Origin of the sequence: Chryseobacterium sp. ZHDP1 (genome assembly GCF_018603435.1) — a bacterium.
In the GTDB taxonomy this organism is placed as follows: domain Bacteria; phylum Bacteroidota; class Bacteroidia; order Flavobacteriales; family Weeksellaceae; genus Chryseobacterium; species Chryseobacterium indicum.
Genome location: NZ_CP075682.1, coordinates 3,231,077 through 3,246,727 on the forward strand (window position 1 = coordinate 3,231,077; position 15,651 = coordinate 3,246,727).

The 15,651-nt window shown below is 36.2% G+C and carries 17 protein-coding genes; 13 read left to right on the forward strand and 4 right to left on the reverse strand.

Translation table 11 applies throughout. From position 1 onward, the window contains the following. From KKI44_RS14685 to KKI44_RS14715, 7 genes are all read left to right on the forward strand, one after another. A complete protein-coding gene (locus KKI44_RS14685; protein WP_214588006.1) occupies nt 1–1,083 on the forward strand; it encodes a YhcG family protein in 1,083 nt (360 codons plus the stop codon). Next, nucleotides 1,067–1,498 carry a hypothetical protein gene (locus KKI44_RS14690; RefSeq protein WP_214588008.1) on the forward strand — a complete coding sequence of 144 codons (432 nt, stop codon included), beginning with the start codon at nt 1,067–1,069 and terminating at the stop codon, nt 1,496–1,498. Before KKI44_RS14685 ends, KKI44_RS14690 begins: the two co-directional genes overlap by 17 nt. Before the next feature lie 88 nt (nt 1,499–1,586). Next, nucleotides 1,587–2,879 (forward strand): sigma-54 interaction domain-containing protein, encoded by a 1,293-nt coding sequence (locus KKI44_RS14695; RefSeq protein ID WP_108409752.1) that lies wholly within the window; start codon nt 1,587–1,589, stop codon nt 2,877–2,879. An 18-nt stretch (nt 2,880–2,897) separates the two neighbouring features. Next, nucleotides 2,898–3,587 carry a hypothetical protein gene (locus KKI44_RS14700; protein ID WP_214588010.1) on the forward strand — a complete coding sequence of 230 codons (690 nt, stop codon included), beginning with the start codon at nt 2,898–2,900 and terminating at the stop codon, nt 3,585–3,587. Next, entirely contained in the window at nt 3,577–4,128 is a 552-nt protein-coding gene (locus KKI44_RS14705; RefSeq protein WP_214588012.1) for an LptE family protein, read from the forward strand. The genes KKI44_RS14700 and KKI44_RS14705 overlap by 11 nt, the downstream gene beginning before the upstream one ends. Nucleotide 4,129: 1 nt before the next feature. Beyond that, entirely contained in the window at nt 4,130–6,445 is a 2,316-nt protein-coding gene (locus KKI44_RS14710; RefSeq protein WP_214588014.1) for a hypothetical protein, read from the forward strand. Between the two features lie 15 nt (nt 6,446–6,460). After that, nucleotides 6,461–6,652, forward strand: coding sequence for a hypothetical protein (locus tag KKI44_RS14715; protein WP_214588016.1), 192 nt, complete (start codon nt 6,461–6,463; stop codon nt 6,650–6,652). A 35-nt stretch (nt 6,653–6,687) separates the two neighbouring features. Here the strand turns inward: KKI44_RS14715 and KKI44_RS14720 are convergent, their stop codons facing one another. The 4 genes from KKI44_RS14720 to KKI44_RS14735 form a co-directional block, all read right to left on the reverse strand. Next, nucleotides 6,688–7,296: a DUF4126 domain-containing protein gene (locus KKI44_RS14720; protein WP_214588018.1), complete on the reverse strand. Its 609-nt coding sequence runs from the start codon at nt 7,294–7,296 to the stop codon at nt 6,688–6,690. A 115-nt stretch (nt 7,297–7,411) separates the two neighbouring features. Further along, nucleotides 7,412–7,786 carry a ribonuclease P protein component gene (gene rnpA, locus KKI44_RS14725; RefSeq protein WP_076391353.1) on the reverse strand — a complete coding sequence of 125 codons (375 nt, stop codon included), beginning with the start codon at nt 7,784–7,786 and terminating at the stop codon, nt 7,412–7,414. 100 nt (nt 7,787–7,886) lie between these two features. After that, on the reverse strand, nt 7,887–8,612 hold the full coding sequence (locus KKI44_RS14730; RefSeq protein ID WP_116098296.1) for a ThiF family adenylyltransferase: 726 nt from the start codon (nt 8,610–8,612) through the stop codon (nt 7,887–7,889). Further along, nucleotides 8,605–9,231 (reverse strand): TatD family hydrolase, encoded by a 627-nt coding sequence (locus tag KKI44_RS14735; protein WP_214588019.1) that lies wholly within the window; start codon nt 9,229–9,231, stop codon nt 8,605–8,607. The genes KKI44_RS14730 and KKI44_RS14735 overlap by 8 nt, the downstream gene beginning before the upstream one ends. Nucleotides 9,232–9,329: 98 nt before the next feature. Between KKI44_RS14735 and KKI44_RS14740 the strand changes: the two genes are divergently transcribed. From KKI44_RS14740 to KKI44_RS14765, 6 genes are all read left to right on the forward strand, one after another. Continuing rightward, a complete protein-coding gene (locus KKI44_RS14740; RefSeq protein WP_087708520.1) occupies nt 9,330–9,959 on the forward strand; it encodes a TetR/AcrR family transcriptional regulator in 630 nt (209 codons plus the stop codon). 103 nt (nt 9,960–10,062) lie between these two features. Next, the gene (bamD, locus tag KKI44_RS14745; RefSeq protein WP_214588021.1) at nt 10,063–11,058 is read left to right on the forward strand and encodes an outer membrane protein assembly factor BamD; all 996 of its coding nucleotides are present in this window, start codon (nt 10,063–10,065) and stop codon (nt 11,056–11,058) included. A gap of 41 nt (nt 11,059–11,099) precedes the next feature. Then, on the forward strand, nt 11,100–11,423 hold the full coding sequence (locus KKI44_RS14750; protein ID WP_002983982.1) for a DNA-directed RNA polymerase subunit omega: 324 nt from the start codon (nt 11,100–11,102) through the stop codon (nt 11,421–11,423). Between the two features lie 120 nt (nt 11,424–11,543). After that, on the forward strand, nt 11,544–12,746 hold the full coding sequence (gene coaBC / locus KKI44_RS14755; RefSeq protein WP_214588022.1) for a bifunctional phosphopantothenoylcysteine decarboxylase/phosphopantothenate--cysteine ligase CoaBC: 1,203 nt from the start codon (nt 11,544–11,546) through the stop codon (nt 12,744–12,746). 36 nt (nt 12,747–12,782) lie between these two features. Further along, nucleotides 12,783–13,691: a DUF4835 family protein gene (locus KKI44_RS14760; RefSeq protein WP_214588023.1), complete on the forward strand. Its 909-nt coding sequence runs from the start codon at nt 12,783–12,785 to the stop codon at nt 13,689–13,691. Nucleotides 13,692–13,753: 62 nt separating this feature from the next. Continuing rightward, nucleotides 13,754–15,403, forward strand: coding sequence for a DNA repair protein RecN (locus KKI44_RS14765; RefSeq protein ID WP_214588024.1), 1,650 nt, complete (start codon nt 13,754–13,756; stop codon nt 15,401–15,403). Nucleotides 15,404–15,651: the final 248 nt, after the last annotated feature.

Genomic DNA, 15,651 nt, shown 5'->3' on the forward strand with positions numbered 1-15,651 from the left:
ATGTCTGACGATTTAACGACAAAGCAACTTTTAAATGATATTTCTGCGTTATTGGAAAATGCCAGAAATAAAGTTGTTGTTGCCGTTAATCAAACCATTGTTCTTACTTATTACGAAATAGGAAGAATGATTGTTGAAGATGAACAGAATGGGGAAAAGCGGGCAGAATATGGGAGAGAGCAACTTAAGTTTATTTCTGAAAATTTAACTAAAAAGTTTGGTAAAGGATTTTCAGAAACAAATCTTAAACAGATGAGGATGTTTTTTTTGTCTTATTCAATTCGTCAGACAGTGTCTGACGAATCTGTAAAATTAATTTCGTCAACACTGTTGACGAATTCTTCAAATACAATTTCCCAGACAGAGTCTGCTAAATTCAACCTTTCATGGTCTCACTATTTAAAATTAATGAGAATAAAAGACCCTAATGAAAGAAAATTCTACGAAATTGAAAGTTATAAAAACAACTGGAGCCTAAGAGAATTGCAGAGACAGTATGATTCCGCTTTATATGCAAGACTGTCTTTGAGCAAAAATAAAGAAGAGATTCTTCAGCTTGCTGAAAAAGGACAGATTATAGAAAAGCCAAAAGATCTCATCAAAGATCCTTATGTTCTGGAGTTTTTAGGTTTATCTGAAAAACCTCATTATTCTGAAAATGAATTAGAGTCCGAATTAATTGATAAACTGGAACATTTTCTTCTGGAATTAGGAACCGGATTTACCTTTGTTGCAAGACAGGACAGAATAACCTTTGATGAAAAGCAATTCCGTATAGATTTGGTGTTTTATAACAGAATTTTGAGATGTTTTGTCTTAATAGATTTAAAAATCGGGGAACTCAAACATCAGGATATTGGGCAAATGCAGATGTACGTTAACTATTATGACAGAGAAAAACGCCTTGAAGGTGAAAATAAGACCATAGGCATTATTCTTTGTCAGGATAAAAGTGAAGCTTTGGTAAGATATACTTTACCGGAAGATAACGAACAGATTTTTGCAAGTAAATATTTTACGATACTGCCAAGTAAACAAGATTTTATTAACATTTTAAACTCAGACAATGGAAAAATTTCATAAATATTGCCTAAGTGTATTGTTGGTAATAATCTGTAGCAATATTTCGGCTCAAATTTCCAGTGGAACAGCCGAAAGTGAAGACTGTAAACAGCTTTATGAGCTTTATAACCGGATTTTAAATCAGGATTGTGAAGATTTGCAGAAAACCTGTACAAAAGAAAATCCTGTACAGAATAAAACGATCAGTCAAAAGCATAACGCGATTGATCTTATCGGTAAAATTTTTTCAAATAAACAAAAGAACAATTTTCATCACGATAAAACAGGAAAAGATTTTTCTGAAAAGGAAAAACATGATCAGCTCCTGAAAAACTTTGAAAAGAACAGCAGAGAAAATCTCTTCGCTGAAATTTTATATTTTAAAACCAGAGTTTCAAAAGTCAGAAATAAAGATTATTTAGACGTTGTAAGTTAAATTTAAACTCAATTATTTTTAAACCAAACAGCAGATTTACAGAGATTAATGTAAATCCAATTCAAATCAATAATCTAAAAATTTACTTATGAGCAACGAGCTTCAAAATATAAAAAATCGTTTCGGAATCATCGGGAACTTTCCGGCTTTAAACCGTGCTTTGGAAAAAGCCATTCAGGTCGCACCAACCGACATTTCAGTCCTTGTTATCGGGGAAAGTGGAGTAGGGAAAGAATTTATTCCGAAAATTATCCATTCAGAATCCAAAAGGAAACATCAGCCTTATATTGTCGTTAACTGTGGAGCAATTCCCGAAGGAACGATTGATTCCGAATTGTTCGGACACGAAAAAGGAGCATTTACAGGAGCTACAGCAACCAGAAAAGGATATTTTGAGGTTGCCGATGGCGGAACGATCTTTTTAGATGAGGTGGGAGAGCTTCCTTTACAGACACAAGTTCGTTTACTTCGTGTTTTGGAAAGCGGCGAATTTATGAAAGTAGGTTCTTCACAGGTTCAGAAAACCAATGTAAGAATTGTCGCTGCAACGAATGTGAACATGATGAAGGCAATTCAGGACGGAAGATTCCGGGAAGATCTTTATTACCGTCTCAATACAGTGCAGATCGATATGCCGCCTTTACGCGAAAGAAAAGGGGATATTCATTTGCTTTTCAGAAAATTTGCCATCGATTTTGCTGAAAAATACAGAATGCCGGAACTTGAACTTGAGCCAAGTGCAGTACATTACATCGAAAATTATACATTTCCCGGAAATATTCGTCAGTTAAGAAATTTGGTAGAACAAATGACGGTCGTAGAAAGAAACAGACACGTAGAAGTTGAAAAACTGGCGGAATATATTCCCATGGAATCACACCTTCCCATGGTTGTCAATACACCGAATACGCCAAAGCAGAACGATTTCGGAAGCGAAAGAGAAATCATGTACAAAATTCTATTTGACATGAGAAACGATATTAATGATTTAAAATCCTTAACTTCGGAATTGATAAAAAACAGAGGAACATCTGATCTGAGCAGTCACGAGAAAAATTTAATCAACAGAATTTATACTCCTGAAACACAGCAGAATGTGGCTCCCGGTTCTTTACTGTATTTTGAAAACAATAATAATCATAATCCGGTAGTTCAGAATCCGACAATTATTTCAGAGCCGGACAACAGCTACGAAGATATTGAAGATATTGAAATTGAAGAAAACAGACCCGAATCTTTATCGCTTCAGAATAACGAAAAAGACCTGATTATCAAAGCGCTGGAAAAGCATAAAGGAAGAAGAAATAAGGCAGCGGATGAACTGGGAATTTCCCAAAGAACTTTGTACAGAAAAATAAAACAGTATAACTTAGAAGAATAATAAACTAAAAATTAAATCATGGTGAAAATTAATGCAAAACCGGTCAATTTCAAATTAGGAAATTACATCAGCGACGGATACGAATTCTACAAAGCAAATTTTGGAAATTTGTTGGGCGCTTTCTTCCTTGCAATGATTATGTCGATCATTCCTTTTTGCGGACTTTTGGCAGTGGGAAATTTTTATAAATATTGCCGTGATTTAAGAGCCGGAAGACAGGTAAGCGCAGGAGATATTTTCAATTTTGATAATTTCACGCCTTACTTCATGATCCAGCTTATTTTATTCGCCGGAGTAATGGTCATTTATATTCCCATGATTATCATGATGGTCGCAATTGGAGAACAAGATCCTTCCGCCGGAGCACCTGCCGTTTTTTTCATTTATATGTTCTTCGTGTATGTTGGGATTTTATTCGTAGCCCTGAAAGGTTTTTATATGCCCGCTTTAATTTCCCTTGCAGGAGTTACAGAGATTAAACAGGCATGGAAAATCTCTTCTGTGATGAGTAAAGGAAACCTTTGGTCCATCTTTTTATATTCACTGGCAGTAGCATTTTTATCTCAGTTAGGTGTTATCGCATGTTTTATTGGCTTGATTTTTACAATACCTTTTGCATATGCTTCTCACTATTTTGCGTATGAAGATGCTTTAAAGCAGGTTACTTATGACGAAATTCAGGAAATTGGAATTAAAAATGAATTTTAAAATTAAAAATATTAAAATAGGACAGCCAAAATTTTGGCTTTTAGTACTGTGTCTGTCAGTGCTGAATTCGTGTTACAGTTTTACGGGATCATCTCTTAAAGATGAAAAAACAATTCAGATCAATGAATTTCCCAATAATGCCCCCTTGGTAAATCCCACATTGTCGCAACAGTTTTCAACAGATGTCCAGAACAGATTCCTTCAGAGAACTACTCTGAAAGGGACAAAGGAAAATCCCGACATTCTGGTGGAAGGTGAAATAACGGATTATTCTATTACACCGACCACGATTGGTTCCAACACGGTTACCAATCAGAGTACAGGAGGAGTTGTACAGCAATCTCAGAACAAACTTACCATCACGGTGAAAGTTCATTACGAGAATAAGCTTCATCCGGAGCTGAGTTTCGACAGAACATACAGTGATGAAGCGGTGTTCAACAGCAGCCTTTCCCAGTCTGAGATAGAATCTTCTCAGGTGAAAATTGCGACGGACAGAATTATAAACAAGATATTTAACGATATTGTAGCGAATTGGTAAGATGAATCATAGAGTTTTAGAATTATTAAAGACCCCGAAAAACATTCAGTCAGAGGATCTCAATCTTCTGAAAGAAGAGATTAATTCTTTTCCCTATATTCAGAATATCAGAGCGTTGTATTTGTATGGGGTACATCTGTATGATAAAGACAATTATCAGAAAGTACTTTCTACAACAGCTGCTTATACCACAGATAAAAAGATTCTTTATCAGCTGATTAACGGTAAAATTCAGCAGAAGCCGAAACCTGAAATAAAACAGGAAACGGTAATGGAGAAAATCATTCCTGCGGAAAATCCGCTTAAGATTTTGTATCAGACAAAGGCGGGTAGTTTTCCGCTTAAACGAGAAGAAAATCCTGTGGCTGAAACTCAGCAGCAAATCGTTGAGGAAACGCTACCGCAAATCTTTACATCAGAAGAAGAAAACCGCATTCTTCCGCCTCCGAGAGAAGAAATTAAGCATTTGTATGTAAACGGAGAACGAAACAGAATTCTGTTCGAAGGAGAAGAAAATTTTCTTGAAGATGATACTTTTGAAACAATTGATCTTGAATCCACGCTGGAATCCGGTTCTATCGTAACTCAGAAAGCTGAGAAAAAAGAAGAGCATGCTTCGGAAGAAAAACCGACTGAAAATATTCCGGCTGTAGAAGAAAATGATGAATTCATTCCTGAAACTACCGTTGAAGAAGAAAACTTAAATTCTAAGCCTGCGCAAGAGAAAATTCCAGATAATTCGGAATCAGAATTCTCTGAACAGGAAGCTGCATCTGCAATTCAGAAAGAAGAAAATAAATCAACAGAAGAGCAGTCTGATCATATTTTAGATAAAGCTGAAAACTCAGAGGAAAAGCCTTCTGAAGAAACGTCAGAATTTACCACTGAAACGATTGTTGAAGAGGAAAATCTAAGTAATGAAACTGAAAAAGAAGAAATTTCAGATAAATCAGAATTAAGCTTCCATGAAACAGAAACTTTCCTTCCAGAATTACAGGTCTCTGCAAATGAATCTGTTGAAGAACCGGAAAATGAGAGCAATGAGTCTGAAAATTCAGAAATAATTTCATCAGAAGAGTCCGCAGAATTTACGCCTGAAACCATTATTGATGAAGATGAAATTTCATCCGAGAAAGAAGAAAAGGTTGTTCAGAATGATGCTGAACTAAGTTTCCACGGAACAGAATCTTTCCTTCCGGAAGTAAAAATTCAGGCAAATACAGAAGATAAAATTGCAGAAGTACCTCAGCTTAACCTCAATAAACATGAAGACGAAATGCGCCGTCTGATTGAGGAAGTGGAGAAGAAAATGAAGGAAAAAGCAGCTGCGGAAGAACATAAAAAAGAAGAAGAACCTGAAAATATCGGCCACGACATCAGTTTTGCCGAAACCCAAAGTTTTGAGGTGAAACCTATTGAAACGGAAACTCAGGAAGAAATTAAAACGGAAAATGCAGCAGAAAACGATTCTGAACAGATTGAAGAACCAAAAGCCGAAATCACTGAAGAAAAACAAGAAACTGAAGTGAAATCTGCATGGAAACCAATGTCTTTCGATTCCAACCTTCCCGATTCTCTGATCAGTAAATCTTCTGAAGTTGTGCAGCCTAAAACTGAAGAGCGGAAAGCAGATAAAACAGTGGAAATTCAGCAACCGGAAATTGCAGAGCAGAAGCAAATAGCAGAAGCCGAAACTGAGCCAAATTCTGAAGAAAGCATAGTTTCCGAAATCTCTGAAGATGCCGTTGAACAAAACACGGATGAAAATATTTCTGAGAATTCAGAAGAAAATAAAGAGGAAGTTCCGGTAATGAACGTTTCGTTTTTCGGATCGGGATGGACGATTCCTCAACCAGAAAAAGAAAAAATGACAGAAGAATCCAAACAGGAAAGCAAAGAAGAAGAAAATACAGTTGAAATTCCTGTGGAAAAACCTGCAAAAACAGCCAAACCGAACACGTTCGACAGTAATGTTCCGGGTTTCATCAATACATGGCAAAGCTGGCTGAAAATCGACAGAACGGAAGAAAAACCTAAAGAGGAGAAAACCGATCTGAAAACAAAAGTGATTGAAACTTTTATCGAAAACAATCCGAGAATCAGTCAGTTAAAAGAAGAAAGTACATTTGTCGTGAAAGAAAAAGGAGACGATATCTCGCATTTGATGACAGAAACTCTGGCAAATCTTTATTTTGAGCAGAAATTATACACTAAAGCTATAAAAGCATTTGAAATTTTGATTAAGAAAACTCCCGAAAAGAAAAAATATTACGAAGGTAAAATTCAGGAAATTAAAGATTTCAGAACCAAAGGATAACCTAAAAACGATAGAATGAGCTTATTATCAATTAACGCTTTTCAAATCCTTCTTGGTGCGGTTGCGGTCATTATTTTATACATTGCGGCAATTGCTGTTCTGTTGAGAACAAAATCAGGAATTCTGCCTTATTTGGCATTAATACTTTTTCCCGTCATAGGTCCTTTGGGAATTCTTCTTGGAAATTATAACAGGAAAGCAAAATAAACAAAAGAGCGGAGAATTTTTCCGCTCTTTTGCCTTTATGTCTGTTGAGGAAGTTCTTTATTTTTCCTGAATTTCCGCCATAGTTTTCGCCCGAACAGGATAACTCCTATAACAATTAAAATTGCGCAGATTCCGGCAATAACAGGAGCTGCCATTGCCAGAAATGCCATGATTCCTGCTCCGGCTGTTTCCGCTGTTCCGACGACCGAATTTCCCAAGCCTCCCGTAGTTGCCGTAGATGCAGCGCGAAGCCCCGCAAAGCCTGAACTGATGGTTGCTGCAGTTCCCCCTCCTGCAATTAAAGCTAAAGCCCACTGTGGAAAAGTTCCAAGATCTGCAAACTGACTGGCAAACAAAACAGAACCTGCAATCGTCGCCATCGGAACAGAAATCGTATCCAGCAAATGGTCTACAAAAGGAATATAATAGGCTAAAATTTCTACAACGGTTGCAATTCCGGTGGTGATTAAAGTGGGAAGTCCGGAAAGCCATTCAAAATTTTCGTTCATGGGAATCCAGTGCATATACGAAGCAAGACTTACGGCAAACATCGGAAGAAATACTCTGAATCCGCTTGCTGCAGCCAGTCCGATACCAATAAATGCACTCAGGAGATAAGGTAAATAAGGAACGTTGTCTAACATATTAATTTTCAGATTGATTGTTTTCCCGAAGGTACAAAAAAATAAATTCTGAGAAATTTTCTGATAAAAATACTGTTGAATGAAATTCAACCTGAAAATTAAGCGATAGAAAAGATTAAGACTTCTTCTGAGCCTGACAAAGCTTGATAAACTGTGCCTCTACATCCTGAAATTTTTCGGGCATTTCCGGAGATGCCCAAAACATCATCGCCATTGTTTTATCGCCGAAAGCTTCTTTAAAAAGATCTTTATTCAGACGGTAACATTCTCTTAAAAGCCTTTTGATACGGTTTCTGTGAACCGCTTTTTTAAAATATTTTTTGGAAACCGAAACCGCAAATTTCGTGCTTTCTACAGGTGTTGTCGGTTTGTTTTTAAGAATAATGATTCTCAGATTCCCATTCGTTCTCCATTTACCTTTTTCGAAAAGTAAAGAGATCTCGGTATTTTTCTTGAGTTTTTCGGCTCTGGGATATCTGAAGTTTGTCATTTACGGACTGTAAAGATAGGATTTGTATGATGTTTTTCCCACAGATTTTAAAAATTCAGACAAAAATATCCGAAACTTTCGTAAAATCTGCGGTAAAAAATTAATTTTTCTTGGTTAAATAATTGATGACTTCCGCTGCGGCATACAACCCGAAAATTGCCGGAATAAAGCTGATGGTTCCGTAAAAAGATCTTTTATAATTTGTTCCGTCCGTCATTTTTAAACTGTCGTCTTTTTGAAGCTCATCAGAGAAAACACATTTAAATCCTTTGTTTATCTTTTCTTTTCGAAGTCTTTTTCTTACCTGTTTTGCAAGATAGCAGTTCTGGGTTTTGCTGATGTCTTTCACCATCACTTTGCTCGGATCGGTTTTTCCTCCGGCTCCCATAGAACTTACAAGTTTTATTTTTCTCTTTTTTGCTGCTTTTATCAGGCAAAGTTTAGGCGTTACACTGTCGATACAGTCCAGAACATAATCAAACTTTCCATTGTCAAGAATTTCTTCCATTCTTTCAGGATTCAGGAATTCGTTGATTTTGATGAGGTTAAGTTTTGGGTTAATGTCTAACAATCTTTCAGCAACTACCTCAACTTTATGTTTTCCTACTGTGGAATGTAGAGCAGGCAACTGTCTGTTAATGTTTGTAATATCTACCGTGTCACCATCTACAATCGTCATGTTTCCGACTCCGGCTCTTGCAAGAAATTCTGCCGCAAAAGAACCGACACCACCCAAACCGACAACTAAAACTGTTGCTTTATTCAACTTTTCCAAACCTTCCTCTTTTAAGAGAAGCTCCGTTCTTTCCAACCAGTATTTATCCATTTTTTATTGTCTCTAAATTTTCCGAAATCTGTTTGTTTAAATTTTCCAGCGAAATTCCCTTTATTTCAGATACTTTCTCATACAATTCTTCGATGCTGAAATCGTCATTGTCGGTTTCCAGAAAGATTTTATCTAAAGGAGTAATTTTCAAAGTATTTTGCAAAGATAAATTATACAAAACCGCTTTTCCAAAACTCAGGTAAAAATTATTTTTCAGCAGATCTTCCGCTATCCTTTCTTTTTTATTAAAACCATGAATAATCATGGGCTGTTCTGAATATTTTTTAAAAGAAATCACTTCATAAAACTTCCGTACACAATGAATGATTATTGGCTTTTTAACCTCATTTGCAAACCTTATCTGTCTTAAAAAAGCTTCTTCCTGAATTTTCTCTCCGGTTTCAGCGAAAGAATCCAGACCGCATTCACCGAGTGCAAAACAGTTTTCAAAAATCATGTTTTTCATCCATTTAAACTGATTATCAAGATTATTCACATCAATATCTTTCGGATGAATGCCTATTGAATACGGAAAATCCGGCGGAATCTGTTCAATATCCAGATTGTAAATTCCGTTTGGCATATTTTTCTTATGATGATGAAAGTCAAAAAAATCCATTAATCAAAAATACTATTAATTTAGATTTAACGTAAATTTCTTAAACGAACGTTTATAAATTTGTTAAAAATTTCATAACTTTACTCAAAGTGCACTTCATGAAGAAAAAATTTACAGAAAAGCAAATACATATTTTAGATATCGCGGAAGAACTTATTGCAAAGAAAGGATATGAGGGAACCTCCGTCAGAGATATTTGTTCGAAGGCAAATATTAATGTTGCAATGATTTCTTATTATTTTGGCTCGAAAGAAAAGATGATGTCGTATCTTTATCAGTACAGGGTTTTAAAAACAAGAGAGACTTTTTCAGAGTTTGCAGATACCATTAAAGACGGGAAGCCGGAAATGCAGCTCAAAGAAATTATTAAATATATTGTTTCTCAGTTATTTAAATATAATTATTTCCATGGGTTTGTTACGCAGGAACTTCGCCATACAGAAAATTTAAAAGATGAACTGCTGGATTTTTATCAGCTTTTCGTTAAAAAATTAGACGAAGTCATTAAAAAAGGCGTGGCTTCAGGCGTTTTTACCTTCACTCCCAAACCTGAAGATATTTTAACAACCATTATCGGTTCCACCTTATTCGTGATCCGCAACCGGAATTTTTATGAATTGTATGTTCCGAACAAAAGCGAGGAAACCTACACAAAGGAAGCAGAGAAAAAAGTGAGAATGAATCTTTTAATGACGGTTTTTGCCATTTTGGGATACGCTGCAGACTAAAATTACGTTAAATAATCATAAAAAAAAATCTATTGGCAAAAAAGTTATATTTTTGCAAATTAGTAAATCGGCTGAATAATCCGAAAACTGTTGAACTTTTTATATGAAAAAATATATTTTAGGTATTTTTACTGTAGCAGTAGTAGCTTCGTGCGTAAGTAAGCAGGAAAGAGCAATGAAAAGTGCGGATAAAAATCTTATCTTAAAAACCGCCAATGAAAACTTTGCTAAAAAGAAGTGGAAAAACGCTTTAGCACTTTACGACAGGCTTCCGAACCTTGTTGCAGGAACAGATGATGCTCCCAATGTGGTTTTTAATTCGGCGTATGCAAATTATTACGACAAAAACTACAGATTAGCGGGAAATCAGTTTAAAAATTTTGCGATCAGCTTTCCTCAGGATAAAAGAAGGGAAGAGGCGGCATATATGTCTGCTCTGTGTTACTACGAAGGTTCAATGGATTATAATCTGGATCAGTCTACCACACAAACTGCGATTAATGAACTTCAGGATTTCTTAAATAATTATCCTAATTCAGAAAGATCTAAAAATATCAATACTCTTATTGACGAATTGTCTTACAAGCTTGAATTCAAAGCGTATGAAAATGCAAGACAATACTATAAAATGGCAGAATACAAAGCAGCCAACGTAGCATTTGAAAACGTTCTGGAAGATTTTCCGAGTACAAAACTTCGTCCGCAGATTTATGATTACATCGTAAAATCCCGTTATGAGCTCGCTACAAAATCTATTTATGATCTTAAAGATGAGCGTATAGAAAGTGCGTTATCTTTCACAAAACAGATCGAAAAGGAAATGCCGAATACGGAAGTTGCTAAAACTGCTTTGGAAATCAGAAGTAAGCTTGAAAAAGAAAAGAAAGATTTTGCGGTAGTTAAGAAGAATACGGAAGCAAGAATTGCTGCTTTAACAGAAAAACAGAAAAGGCTGGAAGCAAAGAATGCAGAACAGGCAAAAACTATTCAGCAGGAGAAAGATCAGGTAGAAGCAGAGAAGAAAGCAATGCAGATTCAGAGGGACAGTGCAGCGCTTAGCACACCTCCGCCGGCGGCGACTTTCAAAATTAAAAGATAATTCGTAAATTTGCGAACTTAAATAAAAATAATATTCTCAAAATGAGTGTAAAAGATACAAAAGCAGAAGTAAATACCATTACTTACGATAAGGATAAGATTGAAGACAAAGTAGGCTCAATCTACGAAGCGATTGTTATCATGGGAAAAAGAGCAGAGCAGATCAACGCTGAAATTCGTACAGAACTTCACAATAAGCTTGATGAGTTTGCTGTTCACAATTCTACATTGGAAGAAGTTTTCGAAAACAGAGAACAGATCGAGATCTCTAAACATTACGAAAAACTTCCAAAGCCGACTTCTATTGCAATTGAAGAATGGCTGAACGATGATGTGTACTTCAGAAAAACTGAAGAGAGAAAATAAAAATCAGTGTATTTTTTATATATGAAGGTCATAAGAAAATCTTTTTCTTATGACCTTTGTTGTTTGGACGGCTTTGTGAGAAAAAATAAGTAATTTAGTATTCTTAAAAATTAAAATTGAATGAGTCTTTCCGGTAAAAAAATTCTCATCGCGATTTCCGGAGGAATTGCAGCCTATAAAATCCATTTTCTGATCCGTGACTTTGTAAAAAAAGGAGCCGAAATTCAGGTGATTATGACGCCTGATGCAGAAAATTTCGTTACGAAACTCAGTATTTCCACTTTATCTAAGAAGCCGGTTTATTCAGACTTTTACAGCGATAACGGAACGTGGAACAGTCACGTGGAAATGGCTTTGTGGGCAGATGTCATGATTGTTGCGCCATGCACGGCAAGTACATTGTCTAAAATGGTTCATGGGTTATGCGATAATCTCGTAATTGCAACGTATATGTCTGCAAAATGTCCTGTTTTTATTGCTCCTGCAATGGATCTGGATATGTATGCACATCCGTCTACAACCAGAAATCTGGAATTGGCAGAAAGTTTCGGACACCATATTATTCCGGCGGAAAGCGGCGAACTGGCAAGCGGATTAATCGGGCAGGGAAGAATGGCAGAACCGGAAACCATAGCACAAACAATCGAAGATTTTTTTGACTCCAAAACTGAAAAAACATTAGCCGGAAAAACGGTTTTAATTACAGCCGGTCCAACGTATGAAGCCATTGATCCTGTGAGATTCATCGGAAACCATTCCTCTGGAAAGATGGGGTTTTCTCTGGCGGAAGAAGCCGCAAAAAGAGGCGCAAAAGTAATCTTAATTTCGGGACCGAGCTCTCAGAAAATCAATAATAAAAATATTGAATTACACAAAGTAACCTCAGCAAAAGAAATGTTATCGAAAGTTCTGGAATTTTATGATACAACAGACATCGGAATTGCAAGTGCTGCCGTTGCAGATTACGCTCCGAAAGAAGTGGCAAAGGAAAAGATCAAAAAGAATGACGAAAATTTAACGATCGAACTGGTTAAAAATCCGGACATTCTTAAAACCATGGGTGAAAAGAAAACCCATCAGTTTTTGGTCGGTTTTGCATTGGAAACTCAGAATGAAGAGGAAAATGCCAAAGGAAAACTGGAAAAGAAAAATCTGGATATGATCGTTTTAAACTCGCTTCGGGATGAAGGAGCCGGTTTTAAAAATGATACCAATAAAATAAAGATATTTACCAAAACGGAAAAAACAGAATTTGATCTGAAATCTAAAGAAGAGGTAGCAAAAGACATTTTGGATTTTGTTGAGTCTCAACTTTTAAAATAATTTTAATAAATTTCCGTTCTCAATTTTTAGAAGATAATGAAAAAATTTTTAAGCATATTTTTACTTCTGTTTTTATTCAGTCAGAGTTTTTCTCAGGAGTTACTGGCAACGGTACAGGTGAATTCCCAGCAATTGGGAGGAAGTAACCAGTCTGCCTACAAAGCTCTGGAGAAAAGTCTGAGAGATTTCATCAACAATACTAGCTGGACAGGAAAAAGACTGCAGAATTTTGAAAAAATAAAATCCAACTTCGCCATTGTGATCAGCGAAAGAGACGGAAACCGTTTCAAAGGAAGTATTGTGGTACAGGCAGTTCGTCCGGTTTTCAACACCACGTATGAATCTCCCTTGCTTAACCTTCAGGATACCAGATTTTCTTTCGATTACGTGGAAAACGAAAACCTTATCTTCAACGAAAGACAGTTTTCCGGAAAAAATTTAATTGATGTCATCAGTTTTTATGTGTACGTTATTTTGGGAATGGATGCAGACAGTTTTCAGTCGATGGCAGGAACACAATGGTATCAGAAAGCACAGCAGATTGCACAGAACGGGGAATCTCAGAATACCTATGACGGCTGGAAGCAGATTAATGAGCCGAGAAGCCGTTCTATTCTGATTAAAGAAATTATGAGCCCGAACTGGAGCCAGCTTCGCGCTACGATTTATTCTTATCACAGAGCCGGACTGGATAATCTTTTCAATCAGGATCAGAGCCAGGGTAAAAAAGTAATTTTTGATGCTTTAATGCAGTTAAAACAATACGAAAACTCTTTCCAGCAGGCATATTTCTTCAATCTTTTCATGGATTCCAAGGCAGATGAGATTTTCAATATCTTCAATTCCGGAAATAACGGAGGAATTGTTTTAGGAGATCTTAAGAATGAAATGATCATCCTTTCGCCAAAAAATATTGATGCCAGATGGAATAAATGGAAACAGTAATTCTCTTGAATTCTGAAATCTAAAGTTCTATATTTGCAATAGCCAAATAATCGCTATTATCAATGCTTTCGAGAATTTACATTAAAAACTTTGCCCTTATTGATACGCTTGAAGTATCATTGCACAACGGTTTACAGGTGATTACCGGAGAAACCGGTGCGGGAAAATCTATTATTTTAGGTGCGCTCCGACTGATTCTGGGCGAAAGAGCAGATGTAAAATCGATCTCAAAAGCAGAAGAAAAAAGCATCGTAGAAACAGAATTTTCCCTGAACAATCAGTTCAAAAAATTCTTTATCGAAAATGATCTGGATTATGAACATCAGACCATTATCCGCAGGGAAATTTTACCTTCCGGAAAATCGAGGGCATTTATTAATGATGTTCCTGTAACACTGGATATTTTAAAGGAACTGTCTTCTCAGTTGATCGACATTCACTCCCAGTTTGAAACGTCGAATCTTTTTACGGCAGAATATCAGTTTAAAATCATTGACGGACTTTCTGAAAACAAACAAATCATTCATGAGTATCAGAATGAATTTTCAGATTTTCAAAGCCTTAAAACACAGCTTAAAAAACTACAGACTCAGCTTTCGGATTCCAATAAAGAAAGTGACTATAAAGCATTTCTTCTGAACGAGCTTCAGGAACTTCATCTGGATAATGTAGATTATGAAGAACTTCAGAATCAGCTTTCCATTCAGGAAAATGCGGAAATGATCTCCGATAATCTGGCTCAGGTTTTATCAAGATTTCATCAGGAAGAAGTAGGAATTTTGTCATTTTTTAATGAAGCGAAAAATAAACTTGCTAAAATTGCGGAAGTTTCACAGAGTTTTGCGGAACTTGATGAAAGGCTTGAAATGTCTTTTGTAGAATTAAAAGACATTATCTCCGAGCTTGAAGATGAAGCGGAAAGCATAGAAGTAAATCCGGAAAATTTAGCGTTACTGGTTGAATTAAACAACAGAATCAATAATCTTTTTGTAAAACATAATGTTTCCGATCTTACGGAACTCAAAGAAATCAGAGATCAGTTAGCCGGAGAACAGCAGGGCACGTCCGAACTGGAGGCTCAGATTGAGGAGGTAGAAGAAAATATTTCCAAAAAAGAAAAAACACTTCAGTCTTTGGCTGAAAAGCTTTCGAAAAACAGAAAAAAGAGCATCCCTGTTTTCATCAAAAAAGCAGAATCTTTACTCAAAAAACTGGGGCTAGAAAAAGCCAGAGTTGATATTGAACTTTTTGATACCTCCGAATTCAACCCGTTCGGAAAAGAAAATATCCAGCTTTTGTTTCAGGCAAACTCAGGATTTCCGTTAAAGCCGATACAGACAGCAATTTCCGGTGGTGAAAGATCAAGGGTAATGTTGGCGGTAAAAAAGATCATTGCAGAAAGTGACGAACTTCCAACCTTAATTTTAGACGAAATCGACACTGGAGTTTCCGGAAAAGTAGCCGAAGAGATTGGAAATCTAATGCGGGAAATGTCTGCCGATATGCAGCTTATCGTTATTTCTCACTTAGCGCAGGTTGCCGCAAAAGGAAATAACAATTACAAAGTGCTGAAACAGGACATCGCCGGAAAAACTCAGTCTACTATAGTTCCATTAAGTGACGAAGAAAAGCTGAACGAGATTGCCCAGTTGCTTTCCGGAAGTAAGATTACCGAAGCGGCTTTGGCGCAGGCGAAAGAATTGATAGGATAATTTTTAACGAAATAAAAGATATAGGACTTCTGGATTTTCAGAGGTCTTTTTTATTTTGGGGTCTATTTAACATAAAAACAAAGCTGTTTTTCATTTCAAAAAAATGATTACTTTTGATTTATAATTTTAACGAAACAAGCGTAAGCTATCATACTGGATTAAGAAAACTGCGAATCTTCTTTATGCATCCAAAGAAATGATAGACTTACGCCCGTGTATCTATAACTGGCACGGGCTAAGTCTTTCTG